Source organism: Allolucifera butyrica (genome assembly GCF_900476375.1).
Taxonomy (GTDB): domain Bacteria; phylum Bacillota; class Negativicutes; order Sporomusales; family UPPP01; genus Lucifera; species Lucifera butyrica.
Window position 1 is genome coordinate 70492 of record NZ_UPPP01000065.1, and the last position, 22142, is coordinate 92633.

General features: G+C 47.9%; 22 protein-coding genes. 1 reads left to right on the top strand and 21 read right to left on the bottom strand.

What is annotated here, in order from left to right:
* The first annotated feature begins 61 nt into the window (after positions 1 to 61).
* Positions 62 to 817, top strand: coding sequence for a DeoR/GlpR family DNA-binding transcription regulator (locus LUCIF_RS09015; protein ID WP_122627543.1), 756 nt, complete (start codon positions 62 to 64; stop codon positions 815 to 817).
* Positions 818 to 984: 167 nt separating this feature from the next.
* Here the strand turns inward: LUCIF_RS09015 and LUCIF_RS09020 are convergent, their stop codons facing one another.
* From LUCIF_RS09020 to LUCIF_RS27295, 21 genes are all read right to left on the bottom strand, one after another.
* A complete protein-coding gene (locus tag LUCIF_RS09020; RefSeq protein WP_122627544.1) occupies positions 985 to 2178 on the bottom strand; it encodes a M20 family metallopeptidase in 1194 nt (397 codons plus the stop codon).
* A 95-nt stretch (positions 2179 to 2273) separates the two neighbouring features.
* Positions 2274 to 2783 (bottom strand): nucleoside recognition domain-containing protein, encoded by a 510-nt coding sequence (locus tag LUCIF_RS09025; RefSeq protein ID WP_122627545.1) that lies wholly within the window; start codon positions 2781 to 2783, stop codon positions 2274 to 2276.
* Entirely contained in the window at positions 2776 to 3438 is a 663-nt protein-coding gene (locus tag LUCIF_RS09030; RefSeq protein ID WP_122627546.1) for a nucleoside recognition domain-containing protein, read from the bottom strand. The genes LUCIF_RS09025 and LUCIF_RS09030 overlap by 8 nt, the downstream gene beginning before the upstream one ends.
* Positions 3439 to 3500: 62 nt before the next feature.
* The gene (locus LUCIF_RS09035) at positions 3501 to 4667 is read right to left on the bottom strand and encodes a M20 family metallopeptidase (protein WP_122627547.1); all 1167 of its coding nucleotides are present in this window, start codon (positions 4665 to 4667) and stop codon (positions 3501 to 3503) included.
* 222 nt (positions 4668 to 4889) lie between these two features.
* Positions 4890 to 5819, bottom strand: coding sequence for a glycyl-radical enzyme activating protein (locus tag LUCIF_RS09040; RefSeq protein ID WP_207857306.1), 930 nt, complete (start codon positions 5817 to 5819; stop codon positions 4890 to 4892).
* Positions 5782 to 8151, bottom strand: a complete 2370-nt coding sequence (locus LUCIF_RS09045) for a glycyl radical protein (protein ID WP_122627548.1) — start codon at positions 8149 to 8151, stop codon at positions 5782 to 5784. Before LUCIF_RS09045 ends, LUCIF_RS09040 begins: the two co-directional genes overlap by 38 nt.
* Positions 8152 to 8224: 73 nt before the next feature.
* On the bottom strand, positions 8225 to 8884 hold the full coding sequence (locus tag LUCIF_RS09050; RefSeq protein ID WP_122627569.1) for a GntR family transcriptional regulator: 660 nt from the start codon (positions 8882 to 8884) through the stop codon (positions 8225 to 8227).
* Positions 8885 to 9038: 154 nt separating this feature from the next.
* Positions 9039 to 9965, bottom strand: coding sequence for a type II secretion system F family protein (locus LUCIF_RS09055; RefSeq protein WP_122627549.1), 927 nt, complete (start codon positions 9963 to 9965; stop codon positions 9039 to 9041).
* A gap of 5 nt (positions 9966 to 9970) precedes the next feature.
* Entirely contained in the window at positions 9971 to 11362 is a 1392-nt protein-coding gene (locus LUCIF_RS09060) for a TadA family conjugal transfer-associated ATPase (protein ID WP_122627550.1), read from the bottom strand.
* Between the two features lie 15 nt (positions 11363 to 11377).
* Positions 11378 to 12280, bottom strand: a complete 903-nt coding sequence (locus LUCIF_RS09065) for a pilus assembly protein TadG-related protein (protein WP_122627551.1) — start codon at positions 12278 to 12280, stop codon at positions 11378 to 11380.
* Positions 12281 to 12309: 29 nt separating this feature from the next.
* Positions 12310 to 13224 (bottom strand): pilus assembly protein TadG-related protein, encoded by a 915-nt coding sequence (locus LUCIF_RS09070; RefSeq protein WP_165865940.1) that lies wholly within the window; start codon positions 13222 to 13224, stop codon positions 12310 to 12312.
* A gap of 9 nt (positions 13225 to 13233) precedes the next feature.
* Positions 13234 to 13635 (bottom strand): TadE/TadG family type IV pilus assembly protein, encoded by a 402-nt coding sequence (locus LUCIF_RS09075; protein ID WP_122627553.1) that lies wholly within the window; start codon positions 13633 to 13635, stop codon positions 13234 to 13236.
* 101 nt (positions 13636 to 13736) lie between these two features.
* The gene (locus LUCIF_RS09080; protein ID WP_207857308.1) at positions 13737 to 13904 is read right to left on the bottom strand and encodes a Flp family type IVb pilin; all 168 of its coding nucleotides are present in this window, start codon (positions 13902 to 13904) and stop codon (positions 13737 to 13739) included.
* Positions 13905 to 14106: 202 nt separating this feature from the next.
* Entirely contained in the window at positions 14107 to 15090 is a 984-nt protein-coding gene (locus LUCIF_RS09085) for a type II secretion system F family protein (RefSeq protein ID WP_122627554.1), read from the bottom strand.
* 353 nt (positions 15091 to 15443) lie between these two features.
* The gene (locus LUCIF_RS09090) at positions 15444 to 15911 is read right to left on the bottom strand and encodes a (2Fe-2S)-binding protein (protein WP_122627555.1); all 468 of its coding nucleotides are present in this window, start codon (positions 15909 to 15911) and stop codon (positions 15444 to 15446) included.
* Positions 15904 to 16746, bottom strand: coding sequence for an FAD binding domain-containing protein (locus LUCIF_RS09095; RefSeq protein ID WP_122627556.1), 843 nt, complete (start codon positions 16744 to 16746; stop codon positions 15904 to 15906). The genes LUCIF_RS09090 and LUCIF_RS09095 overlap by 8 nt, the downstream gene beginning before the upstream one ends.
* Complete coding sequence (locus LUCIF_RS09100; RefSeq protein ID WP_122627557.1) at positions 16733 to 19069, bottom strand: xanthine dehydrogenase family protein molybdopterin-binding subunit; 2337 nt, start codon at positions 19067 to 19069, stop codon at positions 16733 to 16735. Before LUCIF_RS09100 ends, LUCIF_RS09095 begins: the two co-directional genes overlap by 14 nt.
* A gap of 304 nt (positions 19070 to 19373) precedes the next feature.
* Positions 19374 to 20033, bottom strand: coding sequence for a hypothetical protein (locus tag LUCIF_RS09105; RefSeq protein WP_122627558.1), 660 nt, complete (start codon positions 20031 to 20033; stop codon positions 19374 to 19376).
* A gap of 245 nt (positions 20034 to 20278) precedes the next feature.
* Positions 20279 to 21139 carry a transposase gene (locus tag LUCIF_RS09110; protein ID WP_122627559.1) on the bottom strand — a complete coding sequence of 287 codons (861 nt, stop codon included), beginning with the start codon at positions 21137 to 21139 and terminating at the stop codon, positions 20279 to 20281.
* Between the two features lie 71 nt (positions 21140 to 21210).
* Complete coding sequence (locus LUCIF_RS09115) at positions 21211 to 21759, bottom strand: hemagglutinin repeat-containing protein (protein WP_279386953.1); 549 nt, start codon at positions 21757 to 21759, stop codon at positions 21211 to 21213.
* A 120-nt stretch (positions 21760 to 21879) separates the two neighbouring features.
* Positions 21880 to 22125 carry a group II intron maturase-specific domain-containing protein gene (locus LUCIF_RS27295; RefSeq protein WP_122627561.1) on the bottom strand — a complete coding sequence of 82 codons (246 nt, stop codon included), beginning with the start codon at positions 22123 to 22125 and terminating at the stop codon, positions 21880 to 21882.
* Positions 22126 to 22142: the final 17 nt, after the last annotated feature.

The window sequence follows — 22142 nt, forward strand, 5'->3', positions numbered from 1 at the left end:
TTTCCCTGCCAATCCGGTTATACTTAAATCAATGATCCCATATAATCCGAGGAGGTTCTGCATGCTAGGAATCGAACGCCGGCAAAAAATCACCGAAAGGATCCAACGAGACCGGAAGGTCTATGTATCCACTTTAAGTGAACTTTTCGGGGTAACGGAAGAAACGGTCCGCCGGGACCTGGAAAAATTGGAAAACGAGGGAATCCTATCCCGTACTTACGGGGGAGCCATCTCGAACCAGCATACCAATGAGGATTTATCTTTTCCGGCGAGAACTTCCCTTAATTTTGAAGCAAAACAGCTTATTGCCGCCAAAGCGGCTGCTCTCATCAATGACCGGGATACAATTATGGTCGACGCCAGTACCACTTGTTTAGAATTAATGCATGCCCTGAAAGAAAAAAAGGGTCTTACCGTAATTACCAACTCCGTAAAAATAACTCATGATTTTATGGATGCCAATTTTAATATTATTTCCACCGGCGGTTCCCTGCGCTCTCATTCCTGCGCCTTAGTCGGCCCGGTCGCCGTAAATACCCTTGCCAATTATTATGTAGATGTAGCCGTTATCAGCTGTAAAGGGCTCTCCCTCGCCAAAGGGATTATGGAATCCAACGAGCCGGAAAGCGAATTCAAAAAAAGACTGATTCAACAGGCCGGAAAAACCATCTTGCTTGCCGACCACACTAAATTCAATAAAACCGCCTTTGTTAAGCTGATGGACTTTGCAGCGCTGGACTATATCGTGACCGATCAGGCCCCTGCCGGGGAATGGCTGGAATTATTTAATAAATATAATATAAAAGTCCTGTATTGATTGGGAATTGGGTGTTGAGTGTTAGGTATTAAGGTTGGGTTGTGAAGAGCGGATCTCGGTAAACGGAAGGAAACCGCATAAAAAACCGGCTAATGTGATCTTTCCTGTAAAACAGGGAGTGTCTCCAATTCTGAGACACTCCCTGTTGCTATACCAAGAACTCCGGCTTACCTTTTTAACGTTTGTAAACAAAATGAATCAGCATCCAAATTAATTGTACATACGGCTAATAATTTTGCCCGCTCAAATAAGCTTTCCACAATGGCAAACTCTTCCGGACTATGATTTCTGCCCCCCTTAACCCCCATAGCGCAAACAGTCGATACGCCGGCCATTACGCTGAATGCCGAATCAGACCCGCCGCCTACCAACTTTGCATACGGAATCCCCACGTTCATTTCCTCATAGGTCTTTTTAACAATAGAAAAAAGCTCATCAACGCCTGCCGTTCTTCTCATCGGCGCCATACCGTAAACCTCGGCAACCGTGGTAGTTGTTCCCTGAATATAGGTTTTGGCTGCTGCTTCCTGTATTTGCTGGCGAATCTCCGGTAATAATGCAGGATCCAGATACCGGACATCTATCACGATTTTCGCCTGACCAGGTACTGCGTTGGGAACGGTCCCGCCCTGTATCACACCAACATTGAAGGTCGTGCCCTTTTCCCAGTTCGTCAAGTTCTGAATAGCGATTACTTTATGGGCTATTTCTAAAATAGCACTCCGTCCATTTTCCGGCTCGTTGCCAGCATGTACAGCAACCCCTTTGACTTCCAGTTCAAATACAGCGGTTCCCTTGCGCCCGACAACGATTGCATCATCTGTAAATCCCGTTTCACAATTAAACGCCGCTGCCGCTCCCTGTGCCTCTGCCATAAATACATCGGCCGCATTGGATTTTCCGTGAGCTACCTCTTCATCACCAGCCAAAATTACTTTCAGTGGACGTGCATTATATCCAACTGCCTGCAGTGCCTTTATGGCATATAATGCAGCCACAATTCCGCCCTTCATATCAAGAACGCCCGGACCGTAGGCGACACCATCCCGGACCGTAAACGGCCGCTTGGCTGCAGTGCCCTCTGGAAAAACCGTATCCATGTGCCCAAGAAATAATACTTTTGCTTTTTTTCTGTCGGAGCCCAGTTCACCAATCAGCATATTTCCAGCCTGCTCCATTTCGAGGATCCGGGTAACTGCCCCTTCCCTTGCCAGCACTTGCTGAATTCTGTTGGCGACGATATCGATACCCGGCTTATTCCAGGAACCGCTTTCCAGGTTGACAAGTTCCTGCCACAACGCCAGCATTTCATCTCGATGCGCATCAATAAATTGAAAGATTTGCTCTTTTTGACTATTCATATTTCCACTCCTAATATTTTTGTCGCTGCAGCGACGGCCAATAAGCTCAAAGTTCATGTTACTATTCCATTCTGCCCTCTGTTTTTCTGTAAAACTTACCCGTTTATTCCCATAACGCTTAAAACCACTCTGGTCAATAACATAACAACGGCAGCGTCTACAAGCGGAACGCAAATCAGCAGGGAATGCCATTTTTTATCAACGTTGGAGACAATTACAATGCGGACAAAATGGCCAATCAGCGTTCCCATGGTTACACACGCGGGAAACAGGATCGTTGCCTGAACCGCGGTGATTATGCCTTTAGAATACAAAGTAGCCGCGGTAGCACACCCTGCTGCCTTGGCGAAAAAGGCAGCAATCAGCGCAAATACAGCCTCACCAGGCAGACCAAATATGGCCATCACCGGCTGAAGTATGGTACCGACTCCCTTCATTAACCCGGTAATTTCTAAGAACTGAATGAGTACATACGCCAAAACCATAGCCGGAGCAATCATTTCCGCGCCAATATAAAAACCTTTTTTGGCTCCCGCCACAAATTCTTCCACTACACTGGGTTTCACTTTCTGCAAATTTATTTCTGCGGCAGTCTGATTAGCCATTTACGCCACGCCCTCCTTCTGCCTTGTTGCGGGATGCATACCATTTTAAATACAAGCGTGCCAAATTAGCGCCCATGACCTTAACAATAAAAATCAACCCGATAATAACGCCCACCGGCAAAACGCTGATAGGCAGCAGGGCGGCTCCGGTGCCGAAGGTATTGGTAACCGGCGCAGACCCCGCATACTGGTAGGCGACAAATACGGCCCGCTCCTCTTCCGTCATCATTTTGTCTTCTACTAATCCCTTCGTCATTACCGCCGCCACATCAGAACTGGTAAAACTGCTGACGAAGGCTAATCCGCTGGCGCCTGGAATTCCCATTAAAGGCTGTAAAACAGGGCGGAATAATACTTCAGCCGCCCGCAAAGCACCAAGCGACTCGGCAACTTGAATGCATCCCAGTGCAAACATCAGCGTTGGAAAAAGCGTTAATGCAAACATGAAACCATCCCGCGCCCCGTTGCCTCCTTTACCAGTAAAGATAACCCCATTGGCTACTTTCCCAAAGCTCCCCGTAAGTACCTGAAAATCCAACGCTCTCAAAGGTCCGTCCGCTTTTGCAAATACACCGGAAAAGGCAATAATCAATATGATTAATGATAACCAGCCTTTCCAAGTAACTTTGTATTGTTCTTGCTTTTGTTCCGCCATAGGTGCTCCTCCCCATTAATTTAAATATTTAATATGTTAAAGCCATTTTTATATTCGACTTACTAAATGTTGTCTAACTTGAGCACGCAGGCAACCAACAGTTTAGCTCTTTCAAACAGGCTTTCGACAATTGCATATTCCTCCGGACTATGATTCCGTCCGCCTTTCACTCCCATAGCGCATACCGTTGGCACTCCTGCCAAAACCGTATAGGCCGAATCAGAGCCACCGCCTACCGTCTTTGCATAGGGCGTTCCAAAACCATTTTCTTCATAGGCCTTTTTCACTACTTCAAATAACTCCTTTACCCCTTCCGTTGTTTTCATCGGCTTTATGCCATCCATAAAAGTAACCGTAGTGGCCGTACCTTCAATATAAATTTTATTGCCAACATCTTCGATCCGTTTCATAATTTCCGGTAAATCATCCGGTTCTTTATAGCGCACATCAATAAAGATTTTTGCATAATCGGGAACAGCCGTTGATGTCGTCCCGCCTTGCATTACCCCTACATTAAAGCGGATGCCTTTCTTACAATCCGTTAGATTTTGTACGTCAATAATCTTATGCGCCATTTCTAAGATCGCACTCCGGCCGTTTTCCGGATCATTTCCTGCATGTGCGGCAATCCCCTTTATTTCCATCCTAATCCGGGCGACACCCTTACGTCCGACAACAATTCCATCATCCACAAACCCTGTCTCCATATTAAATGCCGCTCCGTAGCCCTTTGCTTCTTCCATAAATATTTCCGGCGCATTCGAATTGGCATGTAAAACCTCTTCATCGCCCGCCAAAAGGACTTTAATCGAACGCGAATCATAGCCAATCGATTTCAAAGCTTTTATTGCATAAAGAGCAGCCACAATACCGCCTTTCATGTCAAGAACACCCGGTCCATAGGCTTTGCCATTTTCTATGGTAAAAGGACGCTCTGCGATTGCGCCTGCCGGAATCGCCGTATCCATATGTCCCATAAAAATTACACCTGGCTTGGAATGATTTTTGCCAATCTCTCCGATCAGCATACTGCCGGCTGTTTCAAACTCAATCGTACGAAAAGTTGCTCCTTCGCCATCCAAAATCTTTTTAAAGCGAGCGGCAACTTGGTTGATCCCTTCTTTTTCATGGGGACCGCCTTCCATCGTTACGACTTCCTTCCACAGTGATACCATTTCCGCACAGTGATCATCTACATACTGAAATGCTTTCTGTTTTTGGTTAGTCATCTTATTCCTCCTATTATTTATTTATATTAAGAAATCAAGTAGATTTCTTAATGCTAAATATAGATAGCAAGAGACTATTATAAAAACCAATTTTCCGTTTATTCCGTCTATTGTGAATTAATAAAAAAGTGCTTTAAATGAAGATTTCCCTTACTAGCCTTCATATAAAGCACCTTTGCTTACTAAATTCACCTTTGGGAATCCGTTTATAGATATCACAAATTACTTAAAGTCTAAAATACGTATCCCATAGGTCGATATAATTTTCTTTATGTCGCCAATTTTTGCATCACTTGGTGTTGTGAACGTCTCGTTATGGGCCCCAACGGCACGATACTTCGACTCACCCAAATTATGATAAGGAAGAAGTTCAACTCCTTTTACCCACGTATTTTTCTTAAGAAATTCACACATTCTTTTGATATTTTGCTCATTGGCATTCACTTCTTCTATAAGCGGAACACGAACAATTGTATTCGGATGCATCTGTGATATCTGCGTAATATTTTTTAAAATTGCCTGGTTACTGACCCCGGTCATTCTCTTATGAGTTGCTTCGTCCATGTGCTTGATATCCACAAAAACGCAATCTAAATATTCAATGATGTCTTTTACCTGTTCAAAATCAAAGTAACCGCTTGTTTCGACAGCAGTATCGAATCCGTGCTGGCTGCAAGCTATAACAAGCTGCCGTAAAAATTCAGCCTGAGCAAATGGTTCCCCACCGGAAAATGTAACCCCGCCTCCGGATTCCCGGTAAAAGACAGCATCCCGTTTGATTACTTTCAGAACGTCTTCAACAGTAACTGTATACCCTATCATCTCACGGGCACCTGTTGGGCATACTTCACAACACTTAGCGCAACCACAACATTTTCCACGGTCAAAACGATTTATCGTATTATCCGTGACAATTGCGCTGTTACTGCAAACGAAGACGCAGCGATTACAACCAGTACACTTTTTATGAAAAAATAATACTTCCGGCTTTTGATTCCAAGACTCCGGATTGGCACACCATTGGCAACGTAATGGACAGCCTTTTAAAAAAACAGTACTTCTAACTCCTTCCCCGTCATGGATCGACCAGCGCTGTATTTGAAATATAATCCCTTTACATTGTTTCATAGGTGGTTCTTTCAATAATCGCATTCTGAGCTTCCCGGGAAAGGTTGACAAATTGCGTACTGTAACCTGCTACTCTGACAAGCAAATCTCTGTAATCCTCCGGATGTTCCTGGGCTTTTCTCAATACTTCCGTAGAAATCACATTAAATTGAACATGAAAAGCGCCCAGGGCAAAATAAGCTCTAATAAGAGATGCTAAATTTTTCAGGTTTCTCTCCGATTTCAACAGTTCAGGAGCAAATTTCATATTCATCAAGGTCCCGCCGGAATGTACGTCATGATTGATTTTAGTAACAGAACGCATCGCGGCGGTTGGACTTGTTAAATCAGTACCTGCGTGGGGTGAAACTCCTTCCGTTAATGGAGTCTTTGCTTTTCTGCCGTCCGGAGTTGCCCCAATCACACTCCCTGCCGGAATATAATTAGAAATTCCCATGAATGCCGAAGTAAAAGGGGTTCCGAAATAATCTTTATAGGACCGTACTTCTTTATAATAAAAATCAGTTATTTCTACAGCAATTGCGTCAACGTAGTCATCATCATTGCCATATTTCGGACAGGCAAGCACCGCTTGTCTCATTTCCTCGTAGCCTTCCCAGTCAGCCTCTAACGCTTGGTTAATCTCTGCTAATGTGTACTTTTTATCCTCAAACACCAGTTTTTTAATTGCCGCCAAGGAGTTGGCCGAGTCAGCCACCCCAATTCCGGTAAAGACAGGGGAAAGATTGTATTTAGCACCGCCTTTACTAAGGTCTTTCCCCTTTTCCATACATCCATCTACAAGCAGGGAAATATATGGTCTGGGCACCATTTCGGCATGAATCTGCTGTAGAGTAACCGAGCCGATCGCAGAATGTTTTATCAGATAAGCAAGTTGTTTATAAAAAGCTGCTTTTACTTCTTCATAGCTCTTGAACACAGAAGCAGAAACTTCCGAAAGTCCCATATCTTCTCCGGTAATGCGGCTTTTGCCGCCATTCAGCGCATATTCCAGCGCAGCGGCCAAATTAATATTTACGGCTGACGTCCACCGGCCTATTTTTCTAAAGTGCGGCACTACGCAGCCGCAATTGTTCCAATCGCGTGCGTCTTCCGGCGACAATCCTTCCGCCAATAACATTTCCGAACCGATCTTGTCGTTATGTACCGCCGGAAACCCTGTCCCAACCCGAATCAGTTTACATACGGCCAATAGAAATTCATCCGGACTATCAGGATGAATCCGCACACTCAAACCTGGCTGATGTGTTTTTACATTTTCAGTTGCATTCAGACACATATAAGAAAGGTCATTCGTTGCATCCCGGCCATCTCTTGTCCTGCCGCCTACGGTCAAATTCTGGAATGCATTATAACCGGCAAAAAATTTAGCCGTATTACCGGAAATAGCCCATACCCACTCAGAAAGCTTAATCCAAAGCGCCTCAATCAACTCCTGCGCTTCCTCTTTAGTGATAGTGCCTGCTTTTATATCCTTAGAATAATATGGATACATATATTGGTCGAACCTGCCCAGATTTAATGCCAGGGAATTCTCAGACAAGATTGAACCAAGTTGAGTAAACCATATGGTCTGTATCGCTTCATAAAAAGTTTCCGGAGGATGTTCCGGCACGTTCCGGCAACTTCTTGCAATTTCAAGAAGTTCTTTTTTCCGCAGAGTGTCCGTTTCCCGCTGTGCCATGGCTACCGCTTCATCCGAATAGCGGCGGGCCAGGGCGATAATTCCATCACAAACCAAAATGGCAGCATTATAAAAATCAATTTTTTCTAACGCTTCGGCAGTAATCGGTTCTAAACTCTGCAAATGTTCGAGCGCCTCTTCTTTTAGCCTCCCAAATCCTTTTTTGAAAATAATATCTTGATAATCGGCCGTAATTTCGCCAACCGCATTTCTCCACTTGGAATCATTGTCGATAATGCCGGTATCAACCAAAATTTTTGCCGTTTCCGGATTTAGACGGGATAAAAAAGTCTCTTCCAGCGACTTGCCTTTCCAGTAAGGGAAAATCTCTTTACGCAATGTGTCTTTTGCCGCTGCATCAATGTGATAAGAGTCCTGGTCCCGGCTTGCAAACGAGTCCATTTCCTCGTCAACCCACTTCCAGGAATATTCAGGACAAATAACCCCCGACTTCAGAAATTCGCCAACGGCTCCAACAATAAGTTCCTTATCAAAAATAGTTACCGGAATACTCTTACATACAGCTTGAAATGCTTTGGCCCGCCGTATAATAACGGATTCGCCTTCCGTATTTTTATAGGATGCCGTAAAAGCTACTGCCCGGTGAACACTGATAGACGGCTTAGCATCTATATACGATGTTTTAAAATCTTCTATCCGTTTATTAGACATACTTATGCCCCCTTTTATATAAGCATTATTATCGATTATCGATTTTCGAAAATCGATAATAAAAAAAAGAATTTCAACTTAAGTATTCGATTAAATTAGCACTGGCATCGGCCATATGTTTACGCAGTATTTGTTTAGCACCCATGATATCTTTTTGGGAACAGGCATCTAGTAACGCATGATGTTCTTCCTGCGATTTCATCTGATAATTCATCGTTGACAAATACAGGCGCATATAGCGCTCCACATTATTATTCATATTATGAATTAATGTAAGCAGCTTAGGCCTATTTGCAGGCTGGTATAACGTTTCGTGAAACTGCCAATTCAGTTCACCCCAGCGCCCGCTATGGCCTTCTTCATCCGCCTGTTTCAATATTTTGCCCGCAGCCGCTAAATCCGCCTCTGCCAAATTGGGAACAGCCAGTTCAAGGGCCCCTAATTCTAAAAATAACCGTATATCAAATATCTCCTGCGCTTCCTTCGCGGATAATTGACTAACTACGGCCCCACGGTTAGGATAAAAACTCACTAATCCTTCCGCTTCCAAACTTTTTAACGCTTCCCGCAGGACACTCATGCTTACGCTAAACTTTGTAGCTAACTCCTCCTGCTTGAGCTGAACTCCCCCGCCAAGTTCCCCCGACAGAATGGCTTCGCGAAGAATATTGGTAATCATGCCCGGTAACGTACGGTATGAAGTTTTTATATGATTATTTAAACTATTTTTCATGTTTTTACTATATAACTTTTCCTCGCTCTTGTAAAACCAATTTTCGAATGTATACATGATACATTCGAAAATTGGTTTTATACGGTAACTGGTTCCTCTTTTCGCCGGCACTTTGCAATCGTTTTTCTTTGAAGTTTCGACTTCATCTCTTTTTTTAACGTTTAGTAAACATCGTAAAGATTTGAATAAACGCCGGGCCCAGAAGTACCACAAAAATAGTAGGGAAAATAAACATGACCAAAGGGAAAAGCATTTTTACGGGCGCCTTCATCGCTTTTTCCTCCGCCCGCTGGCGCCGTTTTTCCCGCATGCCGGCGGACTGGACCCGCAGCACATTGCCGATACTAACGCCCAGCTGGTCGGCCTGTACCAGAGCGGTGACAAATAAAGACAAGTCCGGCACGTCACAGCGCTGGCCCATGGCGTGCAATGCATCCCGCCGGGAAACGCCAATACGGATTTCCTGCAGCAGCCGGCTGAACTCCTCCACCAAGGCGCCTTTCATTTTCTCCGTTAGTTTGACCAGGGCACCGTCAAAACCCAGACCGGCTTCCACACTAACCGTCAATAAATCCAGCACGTCGGGCAGGTCTTTCTGAATATTGGCCCGGCGGCCGGCAATTTTCTGATTGACCAGCAGCAAAGGCAGCGACAGGCCCACGGCAAGGCAAATCATCGTAATGCCAATGATTTTGTGTACCGGAACCGCCGCCATAACTAAACCCAAAACAACTACCCCAGGCAATAACAACGCCAAAAAAACAGTCAGCAACAAAAACTGGTCCGCATTTAATCCGCCAAAACCGCCGGCCATCAACAATTTTTGTTCCGCCAGCCGGCGAATCGCCTGCGGCGCCAGACGGGCCAGCACCGCCGCCAAACTGCCGCTCACGGGGGTAAAGAACCTTTGCAGAAAGGGTTTGCTCAATTCCTCCTCAATATCGGTCCGCTCCCGCGTAATTTCCTCTAAAGCCCTCAGGCGCAGGGAAACCGGCCCTGCCGCCGGAACAAAAGTATTCAATGCAAGGTAAGCCAGGATAAAAATAATCAAGAACGTCATGCCGGCAATCAGGATTATCACGTATATCACCTGCCTAAAATGGTTTGCTCACTGGGCCAGAACACTTCATTGGGCAGCATAATTCCGTTGGCCGCCAGTTTATCCAGAAATTTGGGACGGATTCCCGTGGGACGGAACCGGCCGATAATATGATTCTGTTCATCTTTGCCGGTTTGTTCAAAGACAAAAATATCCTGTAAGACGATCACATCGCCTTCCATCCCCTGCACTTCGGTCAAATGGGTAATCCGCCGGCTGCCGTCCTGCAGGCGGGATTGCTGCAGAATCAAATCCACCGCCGATGCAATTTGCTCCCGGATCGCCCGGACGGGCAGTTCCATCCCGGCCATGAGCACCATCGTTTCCAGACGGCTCAGCATATCCCTTGGGGAATTGGCATGACCGGTGGTTAAGGAACCGTCATGACCGGTATTCATCGCCTGCAGCATGTCCAGCGCTTCACCGCTTCTCACTTCGCCCACCACAATACGGTCGGGCCGCATCCTGAGGCTGTTGCGGACCAAATCCCGCATGGTAATGGCCCCTTTTCCCTCGATATTCGGCGGCCGCGTCTCCAGCGTCACCACGTGATCCTGCCGCAATTGCAGTTCCGCCGCGTCTTCAATGGTTACAATCCGTTCGTCGTCGGGAATAAAGGAAGAAAGAATGTTGAGGGTTGTGGTTTTCCCCGAACCGGTACCGCCGGATACAACAATATTCAGTTTCCCTTCCACACAGGCTTTTAAGAAATCAGCCATTTCCCGGGTCAGGGTGCCAAAAGCGATTAAGTTTTCCACCGTCAGAGGATTTTTGGCAAACTTACGGATGGTAACGGACGGCCCCTTTAAAGCCAGCGGGGGAATAATCGCATTGACCCGGGAGCCGTCGGGCAGACGGGCGTCTACCATGGGGGAACTTTCGTCAATCCGCCGTCCCAGCGGCGCCACAATTTTCTCGATCACATGCATAACGTGCGCGTCGTTACGAAACCGCACGTCGGTCAGCACTAATTTGCCCTTCCGTTCTACATACACCTGACTGGGGCTGTTAACCATGACCTCGGACACGGAATCATCCTGCAGCAGCGGTTCAATCGGGCCATAGCCCAGCACCTCATCCACCACTTCCCCGATAATCCGGCTGCGTTCGGTGCGCGGCACGGGAACCGGTTCTTCATCCATTACCGTATTGGCCATACGGGATACCAGGTCTTCCAGCTTTTTTCTGTCCGCGTCTTTGTCAAACAAAATCTGGCTGTCTTCCGAACTGATCTCATCCACAATTTGTTTATGAATGCGCGATTTTAAATTCTGATACGGGTCCCCCTTGAACGAAATAACAGGCTTGTTTTTATCTTTGTTGGTCAGGGCCGGCAGCTCGGTTTGTTTTTGTTTCTCCAGCCGTTGCAGCAACGACATGCCATTCCCCTCCCCCTACTGGACCAGTTTCGCTCCATATAGACCAAATCCCGTCGAACTCGTGGTCACATCCCCGGGCATAACCATCTGCAAAAATTCACCGGTTACATAGTTTTGGTTGCCCTGACCGCCGGCCCCCTCCAGAAAGAAGGCGGCGAAACCGACAATTTCCACCTCAGTGCGGCCGTTTCCCGACAAAGAATCAATGACCGGCACAATAACAATCCGCGGTGAACTTCTTTTTACCGTGTCAAAAGTAGCATCCGGGTCCAGCCCGACCCGGTAGGCCACTCCCTGGCTGGTAGGCCCGGACATGTTGCCCGGCTCCGTGGAAACCGAATCACCAATCGATAAATTTCCATCATAACCATACTCAATATTATTCCGGTACACATTCGCCCCGTTCCCCCCCAGCGCCAGTCCCCCGTAATTGCCGTTATACCCGCCGCCGGCCCCGGCTTTCAGGGTATATGACTGGCCGTAAACAAAATTCTGTTGGACAACCCCAAACGGGACAACGCCGGCAGCACTCTGGATCACCTCGATCTTCGCCTCCGCCGACGCCTGAACATCGGCGGTTTCCATCCCCCAAAGCCGGGCAAATAATAAGTCTACCCGGCGCATGGCCTTCACCGTCACGCCGGTATTGTTGTCCACGGCCTGAATATCCAGAGTGTCGGTATCCAGCCCGTTTTGCCGGGCGTAGAGAGTAGCGTCGGCAACCGCCTGCTGAGGGTCGGCGGGCAAATCCTGAACACCGGCCAGAGCCGCCGCATCCGCCAAATTCGTCAGTTGCGCCTTGGTAACGTAGAGTAAGCCAAGGTCAATGACCAGGGAGGAAAAAGCAAACAGCGTGGAAACGGCGAGCACTGTCAAAAGCGCAATATTTCCTTTTTCACTTTTTCTTTTGCTAAACACAGTGGCTTGCGCCTCCTTCCGTCAATGCCTCACTGAATCAAGGAAACGCCATATGCTCCATACTCCCCGACGTTATCGGAAACATCACCCGGCTCAACCAGATGCAAAAATTCCCCGGTTACATAGTTATCAATCCCCGCTCCGCCGCAGCCTTCCAAAAAGAAGGCGGCAAACCCGACAATTTGGACATCATGCTGCCCGTCACCGTCCAGTGAATTAATGACCGGTACGACCACAATCCGCGGCGACCCTTTTTGCACGGTCTGCCAGGTTGCCGCCGGGTCCAGGCCCACCCGGTAATCAACTCCCTGCATAGTCGGTCCCGACATATTGCCGGTCTCGGTTTCCACTTCCAGCGGCACCCAGTCAACGACCTGCAGTCTGCCCTGATACCCGTACTCAATGTTGTTCAGATAATTAGCAGCCCCCGTTCCCCCCAAAGCCAGGGCGGCAAAATTGCCGTTATAGCCGGTACCGGCTCCTAATTTCAGGCTATAGACTGCGCCATATTGAAATTCCTGCTGTACCACACCAAAAGGAACCACGCCGGAAAAACTGCTGAGCGGGCTGATCCTGGCCGTTGCCCGGGCTTGCACATCGGAGCGGCTTATGGCAAATATCCTGGCAAAATACAAATCGACCGCCCGGGTGGCCTGTACCGACAGGACCGTATTATTATTGCTGACGCTTACATTCACGCTGTCATTGTTCTGGCCGTTCGTCGCGGCGTAGCTGGAGGCGCTGGCAACCGCCTGCTGCGGATTGTCCGGCAAATCCTGAGCGCCGGCCAAGGCGGCGGCATCCGCCAGATTTGCCAACTGAACCTTATTGATATAAAGAACGCCAACGTCAACAACCAGGGCGGCTACCCCGAGCAATGCCGTCAGCACCAATGCGGTCAATACTGCGATCATTCCTTGTTGATTCTTTCTCCGGTCCGGCATGCGCTTCACCTACTCTACCCTCATTACAGCCTTGCCCTGGACGGTAACCGGGTTTTGCGCAAAAAACTGGCTGATTAACGGTGTAATGAGTTCTACCGGATTGCTGACCGTAACGGTAACCGGATCACCGGGCGTACGGGTGGGCGATGGGGAAATAGTAACCGTCAACTGCCCCTGGTTAATGGTAGAGGCCGCTGCATTTACCGCGGCAATAACGGTCGCGTCGTCATTGCCTACGGCTGCCGAACGCGCTCCCTCCCGGGCCGCTTCCGTCACTACCAGGTATTGATTCATAACCCGGCCGAATTCCATCATTCCCGCTACCAACAGCAGAAAGACCGGCAACACCAGTGCAAATTCAACCATGCTTTGGCCACGGTTATTCCTGATATAAGAAACAATCCTTCGCATCTTGCTGCGCCTCTCTTCCTGGTGAAGATTATTTAAACCCGCCTTTTAATGCAAAAGCCCCTGACGAGTCAGGGGCCAACCTAGGGCATCTAAGTAAATTTTTATAGCGAACCGCTAATTTTGGTAAACATTCCGTTTAAAGTAGTTCCCATAGCAGCCAGAGTACCCATAACGACAACGGCAATAAGAGCAAGAATCAAACCATATTCAACCATACCTTGTCCTTTTTGATTCCGGAACATCATTTTTACCATTTCCAGCAGCATCATTTTTACAACCTCCCGGTTAATTGATTTTCGGTTCCGATTCGGAAAGGATTGGCTTCTTCTTGATGTTATTGTAGCAAATTTCCTTATGGATTCCATCGGCCGTAAGTCTTATTCCAGCTGAGGGAAAGGTCCTGATTTAGTTCTGGGACTTTAGTCGAAATTAGTCGAACTGAGTCTAACGTCCTACCATTGCGTCCTAAACTTACACGTCAATATTGACGATTTTACGAACAATAAAAATACCGGTCAACTGACTGACGACGGCGGCCAGCAGCAGCATTTTTCCTAACGGATGAGTAAACAGCACCGTAATATACCCCGGATTCATCGCATATAAAACGACCCCGAGCGCAACCGGCAAAATGCTGATTAATAATCCTGAAATCCGACCTTGCGCCGTCAGCGTCCGGATTTGCCCCTTAATTTTCACCCGCTCCCGGATTGTACCGGCAATGCTGTCCAGGACTTCCGCCAGATTGCCGCCAACCTGCCGTTGAATCAATACGGCAGTCACAACCAGGTCAAGGTCGTCACTGTCCACCCGTTTAGCCAGGTTATTCATGGCCTGCTCGGTGGCCACCCCTAAATTCATCTCTTTCAATACCCGGCCAAATTCCTCCGAAACCGGGGGCAGCATTTCCCTGGCGACCATCTCCATGGCCTGCATAAAACTATAGCCAGTCCGTAACGAATTGGCAATCAGAACCAGCGCATCGCCTAATTGCCCGTTGAACGCTTTGGCCCGCCGGGCAATTTTTACCCGCAGCAGCATAACTGGCAGCAAGTAGCCGGTGATTCCTCCCGTTATCGCCAGAAACGCCTTGCCACCGCTTAGGACAAACGGCAGCATGGCCCCGATGATTACCAGCCCGACACAGAGGGTGATAAATTCCGAACCCCGCAACGGAATGCCGGCTTGAATCATCTTGTGCTCCATACGGCGCGACCATTGAAACGATTCGAAATAATGGCTGAACCAGCGCACCGCAGCGCGCCAGCCAGTTAGCTCCGTGCTGCGTTTTCCGGCTTGACCGGGCACTGCCGCGCCGTTATTCGCCGGTCTCTGCTCAACATAGAGGTCCATGCGGCGGCTGACTTGCCTGTGCCCGGCCGTAAGGGAATAATAAACGGCCAGCATTAGGATGATCATGATCAGAAACACCATAATGGGAATCATCAGAACCATGGATATCCCCCCTTCGGGAGCCTGCTTAAAAAGATGCGGATACTAGGCGCGGCGAGCATTCGAACGAAGGCGTACTCGGGGGTACGTTGAGTGAGGACGCGCAGCCGCAACAACGTAGACGCGCTTTTTAAGCAGGCTCCTTTTCTTTTAGTATAGCATTGGCCATGATTCGCCTGTATCGTCCCCAGGTCTTATTCTCCTGGGCGCACAGTCCCGCCTTAACTAGGCATACAGTCCCGGTATGAGAAAAACCGTGTGCGGTTTTTCGGCATGTGGCGCAGGGCTCAGGGCTCAGGGCGCGGAAACTAAAAAACTCGCAGACTTAAATCGCCTGGGAGTTTTTCTTCTTCAAACTATCCGGAATGCAAGAGAGACCGGACAGCCCGTTTTATTTCTTCGAAGCTGGTGCAGCGGCAAATATTGGATTGCAGCCAGACTTCGATCCGGTTGTCGTCGGCATCGGGATGCAGACTGATCAAGGCATGGCAAACCATAAGAAACCCGGATGTGCAATAGCCGCACTGAAAAGCCCCATTGCTGACGAAAGCACTCTGCACAGAAGAATTCGTCAGCCCCTCGACGGTGGTTATTTGATGCCCGACTGCTTCGACAGCCAGCATCAGGCAGGATTTCATGGGCCATCCGTCGATCAGAACGGTACAGGCGCCGCAGTCTCCATTTTCACAGCCTGGTTTGGCCCCGGTCAGCCCCAGTTCCCTCCGCAAAACATGGAGTAACGTATCGGCAGCCCGGACACAAACACTGCTTTTCATCTTATTAACCTCTAACTCGATTACCGCTTTCCCTTCCACTTTAAACATTCCCCACCTCGTCCTGCGCTGCCAGCAGCTTCATAAGCAGGGCGGAGAGCACAAATCGCCGGTATTCCGGCATTCCGGCAACATTATTGAGTACGGGCGCCGGGATGGCGGCAAGCGCCTTTTCTACCCGATAGGCATAAGGCCGGCCCGCTTCGTTCAATCTCTTCTCCATCTGCGGGGAACGAAACGGAAAGGCACAGACGCCGCTTAAAGCCAGCCGGATTTGTCCCTCTTGTCTGAGCGACGTGAGCGTAACTAAAGGATAATCAATTTTTTCATTTCTCGTTTTTTTTATATGTACATGGGGCAATTGCAGATAACTTCTATCGATGATGAACTGAACGATGCATTCGCCCCGGTTTAGTTGCAGTTTTCTATCAAAAACCTGACTGATTGGCACTTGCCGTTGTCCATACTCCCCGGCGACAACCGCACTGCCATCCGCTAAAAGAAGCGGCAGCAGTGTCTCGTGGTAAATAATTTTGCCGCACAGATTCCCTCCGATGGTTATCTTGCCTTGCGCCGTATGGTCCGCAACCCGGGCGCAAACCTTGCCCAGAAGAGGAAAGAGGCCACCGTCCGTTATCCGGGTCAGCGAAACGCAGGCTCCGATGATTAAGTTGTTGCCTGATAAATCCAGGGCCTGGCATTCCGGTATGTCTTTCAAATCAATGACCGCCCCGGTATAGATAGTCCCCATTCTGGCCCCGGTAATGATTTCCGTTCCGCCGCCAAAGTATAACGGCTCCTTTCCGGCACTGTCAATCTGGTTGAATAGCCGGACTGCGTCCTGTATCCTGCCGGGCCGGTAGTAATCAAAATCAAAGGGTATCATCAAACCCCTCCGTCGAAACTCTCCAGATTGATTCCGGAACGAGCGGTAAAAAATTCAGTTCTGCCTGTGCCGCTGCCGACAGGGCATTAGCCAGTGCGGCGGGAATACCGATTATGCCGTGTTCTCCCAGTCCTCTGGCTCCATACGGAGCTTCCCGCTGAGGGGTCTCTACAAACTGCACTAAATAATGCGGTGTCTCGCCATAATGCATGACTTTGTAGTTTCGCAGGCGAATCTCCGCCAGTTTTCCCGCTGCCGAATACCGGAACTCCTCCCGGGTTCCTAACCCGAGCCCCATACACATTCCGCCCCGGACCTGACCTTCGGCCAGTTCCGGATTGATGACCTTGCCGGCATCAAGTACCGTGGCGGCTTTTCTCAACCGGTAGGTATAATCCCGCGTATCCAATTCGACTTCGACGGCCTGCGCGCCAACCGTCCAGTACGGTCCGGGCTTGCCGGCCCCGGTATAAGGGTCAAGCAAAGTAATGCCGGGCATCACAAAACCGCCGCTGCCGATGACCGGACCTCCCGTGCTACTGCCGTCGGCCTGCCGGCAGCCATGAACGATCTCCTTAAAGGAGATGCAAAGATCCGGATTGTTTGGAAAGTAAACCAGTTCATTGCCTACGGCCAGTTCCCGGGGCGAACAATGCAAAGCTGCGGCAGCGGCCTTTTTTAATTTGGCAATCAGGTCATCCGCTGCCGCCAAAACAGCGTTGCCTGCCAAAAACGTAGTCATACTGGCGACCGTTTTCCAGTGTTTCGGACTAACCTGGGTATCTACTTCCCTAACGACATGAATGCGGTCAATATCCATTTTTAGTTTTTCAGCCAATATTTGGGCCAACGTCGTTTTCATTCCCGAACCGATTTCCACGGCGCCACAGTTAAGGTTGAGACTGCCGTCCGGATTCATAGTCACTATAGCACCCGCCGAAGCGTCAGGCGGAGAATCGGATGTTTTCCAAAAACAGGCGATACCTTTGGCGACAACTTTTCCATCGCCGGTTTTCCGCCTCACGCCTTCATCCCAGTTTACGAGTTTGCGAAGTTTTCTCAGGCATTGTTGCAAATCTCCCACGTTACTTTGTGTTATCTGGACCCGGGTAGGGGAAGTATCTCCCGGTAAAATAGCATTTCTCAGTCTCAGTTCCAAGGGGTCCATTCCCAGAGTGTGCGCCAATTTATCGATTGCCCGTTCCATACAAAAGTTGTACGCCACATGGCCGAATCCCCGGAAAGCGGTGGCATAACAATGATTTGTGTAAATGCACACTGCTTCACACCGGACATGCTCAAAGTTATACGGACCGGTGCAATCCGCCGCCATGGCTTTCGCCAGCCGCGGGCCGAGACCGGCATACGCCCCTGTATCGACATGATAAATGATGTCGGCTGCTTTAAACTCTCCGTCTTTCGTCGCGCCCAGCTTAATCTTCGCCTCCAATCCGGCGTGACAGGGAGAGGCTGCGAAATCCTGCTCCCGGGTATTGGCAACCCGGACCAACTTCCCGTTCACTGCTTTCGATGCCATATAGGCGAGAAGTTCGAGCTGCAATGTGGCCTTGCCGCCAAACCCGCCGCCAACCAATGGAGTCTTAACCACCACCCGGCTTTCGTCAACATTGGCATAGTGGCTGATTTTATCCCGGATTTCAAAAGGCGCCTGGGTGGAAGTATAAATTAGTATTGTGCCGCTTGGCAGAATTTCCGCTTTGGCATTTCTGGGCTCCATCGCTACATGGTCCGACTGGGGCAAGCGGATATCGGCCTCAATGATTACCTCACTTGTTTCCCATCCCTTAAGCAAATCGCCTTTGGCAATATTCACCCGGCCGCAAATGTTGCTGCCGGGTTCGGGATAAACATCAGGAACCGCCCGCTTATATTGGCCAAGGTCCGGGTGAATCAGCGGCGCCTCTTCTTTGAGCGCCTCGGCTGTGGAATTTACTGCGGGCAATAACTCATAGATCACCTTGATTAATCCGGCAGCCTGCATCGCCGCCGCTTCCCTGTTGGCAATCACCAGCGCAACAGGCTCGCCGAAATACCGGACCTTATCCCGCGCCAGCGGTGGCCGGTCTTCCAGAATGGACCCACATAACCGGGGAAAATCCTTCCCGGTTACTACCGCTTCTACGCCGGGCACAGCCAAAGCCCCGGAAATGTCGATGGATACGATCCCGGCATGGGCATGAGGACTATTTACCATACTGGTATAAAGCATACCCGGAAACAGGTAATCATCATTGTACTTCGCAGCGCCTGTCACCTTATCCCATGCTTCTTTCCTGGGTACGCTCCGTCCCACGGTTTCCATAAAATCAATCTCCTAAAAAGCTTCGGTAAACTTTGTGGCTCTATAAAGCGGTGTTGCGGCGCTTATAACGAATCGCTGCTTATTTTAGTCTATTTTATTGCCATCCCGCAGGAATTAGAACCCTTAACCGGCTAAACCGTTAATTATATGGCTATCTCATTCGGTGAGAAGTCCCCATCCAAATTTTTGATGGTTTTTGATTAAGGGTGTAGAATATTGCGAATCTATAGCCTTCAACAAAGAAAAAAGCCACTGAATCAGTGGCTTGGAAACAATCGAGCTTATGTAATATGTAATTATTTGGTTAAAATTTATAGGTTATGCCAAGACCTAATCCTTTAGCTGTTGCATCTACATTATAGCCATATAAATTTAAATTTTTACCCTGAGTTCTGCGATAATCTAAGTTAAGTTCCAGGTTAGGAGCAATTTCTTGTGACAGCCCTACTTTCCAATTAGTAAAATCCGATGCTATACCAACCTGAGCATAGGCAGTCGTCTTATCCGCGATTTTAGTGCTGCCAACCAATCCAAATTGCAGTTCGTTTTTTGAATCTGAAGCATTTCCGTAATAGTTGCTATTAGAAATTCCTTTAATCTTTACAAGACCTGCATAAGCAGAAATATTATTATCCAATTTGTACAATACGTTGAATTCCTGAGTTTTTAGTTCGAAGTTCTCTACATCTCCGGCACTGTATACCTTATCTGCAGACTTAGCATTAAAACCAGCATACTGAAAAGCAAAGTTATTCCCTAATCCGGTGGTAATACCCCAATCCCAGTTACCCTTTATACCATAACCAGTGCTACCAAGATTGTCCTCTACATAATTATCCGCATTTCTCCAGGTCAAATCGACCGAAGTTTTTCCCGCTGAGTAATCGGTTTGCGGTGCAGCAAAGCCAACACTAGCTGTTAAAATAGTTGCTATTGCAATTGCAAGTAAAGCTGTTTTTTTCATTTTCGAGTTCTCTCCCTTTATAAATGTTGTTGCGGAATAGCTGCCAATTCTACTACGCATAATTCACCTACCTTAAATATTCCGCTTGAAATATTCGCAATTTGTGAAAAATAAATTTTTCACAAATTGACCTTTTTTAATTCTATAGTTTTTATAAATTCCCTTTAACTTTTCCAATCAAATTCTAATAATTTCAATAAAATTGAAAACTCGTGGGGTCAGGCTTGAGTTATATTAAAATTGACTTATTTTTCATTTTGACCGCCCATCAATTGTTGGCAAATTCTTGTTATATTGGCTGGATCAATTTGAAGAAGTTTTGCCATTTCCCTCCTAGTCATTAGATTTCTCTCTATCGCCTCATAAATTAACCGTTTTCTAGCTGCTACCACTTGCCGTATTCGACACTTCCCTACCAGTTGTTCTTGACTTACCTGTTCCTCTCTAACTATCTTCCATACTAATTGATTCCAGGTTAACTCCGGCTGTATTTTCTTATTTTCTTCTTTTTGATTAATTATTTCATCTTTTTTCTCTTGTTCACTTTCCGGTTTATGTTCCGGTTTATCAATAATACACCCCACTAAATCAAAGTAATGCTCAATTGCCTTTTCTACATTAGAACTCAGCGTCCGTAATATAAAATCTACATTTACTAATCCATTCGCTTTTTTAACATAGGAATGGTGGCTACTCCATCTATAGTCAATCCCTCCCTGTATATTTGCTCTAACTGGGTTTTGATGAATGTAGCATATAAGAGTTATTAAATAGCTTTCTTTCTCACACAAAAATGCCTTATAACGCTGTTCAAATACATGTCCACTATGTTTCTGCCGCCAATTATAGTATTGCGTATATCTTTGCTGAACCCCTTGCATTATTTTGGCTAATGGAATTCTTCCAACCTGCAACAACAAGTGCACATGATTATCCATCACGACATAAGCATATAACTGAAAACCATATCGTTCTTTGTAATTTGAAATAATCTCTAGATATTTTTGTTTTTCTTCATCTGTTCCAAATACACTTGCTCTGTTATTTCCCCTAGCTATTACATGATACACTGCACCTTCATAATGTACTCTTGGCTTTCTGGCCATGGTTTTCTTTCACCCGCTACTTTTATTTTCAGCTTAACAAATCGTTTTAATAAGTCAATCATTATAATAACTCAAGCCTGACCCCATAAGCCTTGCTGCAGGGTATGGTCTTTCACCGCCGCAAGATTTATGTTGCCGCCGGCGGCCAGGGTCAGATCCGTACCGGCCTTGACCTGGGCGCCGCTTAAGGTGGCGTCTTTTTGGGCGACCAGCGTCGCACTGCCGCCGGCCTGAATGTTACTGGTGATATTCTTGGTCGTATCATAGGTATAGTATCCGGTCGCAATCCGTTCGTTGGCCGCCTGACTGCCTACTTGCAGGTTCTGCCCGGCGTTTAGCGCAAGGTCCTGCCCGGCCGTCAGATTCGCGCCGGTAACCTTAATATCACGGCCCGCCTGGATGCTGAGACTGCCTTGGGCCGAGATATTCGCCTGCTGATTCACCAGGGTGGTAGACAATTGTCCCAGGTTCACGCCGGAAACAACCGTTTCGTTGGCAATATCCTGCCCGGCTGTGATTTGGGCCAGATTGCCGCCGTCGATCGTGCCGCCGCGGTTGACGATATTCGCGGCACTGACCTGCAGACTGTTATCCGCTTTGATCGTCCCCATATTGGTCAAATCGCCGCTGGCTACGAAGAGTCAAGTCGAGTAGAAACGCGCCTTGCGACGCGCAACCCTCACAGAACCGGACTTGCCCTATTAAGGCATCCGGCTCTTCATAGCAGCATTTACTTACGTCTAGCCATAGATATTTACATAGATTCTCGCGTTAACTAGCGGGAATCTCTCCTCGAGTTTTGCAAATCCTTCCCAAGTCAGGCTGTTCTTTTGGCTTCTACGATTGAGCACTTCAAGTATCTTGCGCCGTATGCGGTATCCAAACGCATGAATTCCGTTGCTGTTGTCGGTCACCCCATAGTAGCGGTAGTGCCCAGCCAGCTTGGCATTTATCTGCTTGATTAAGTCTCCTATCTCAGTGTGCATATTTTGATAGAGCCATT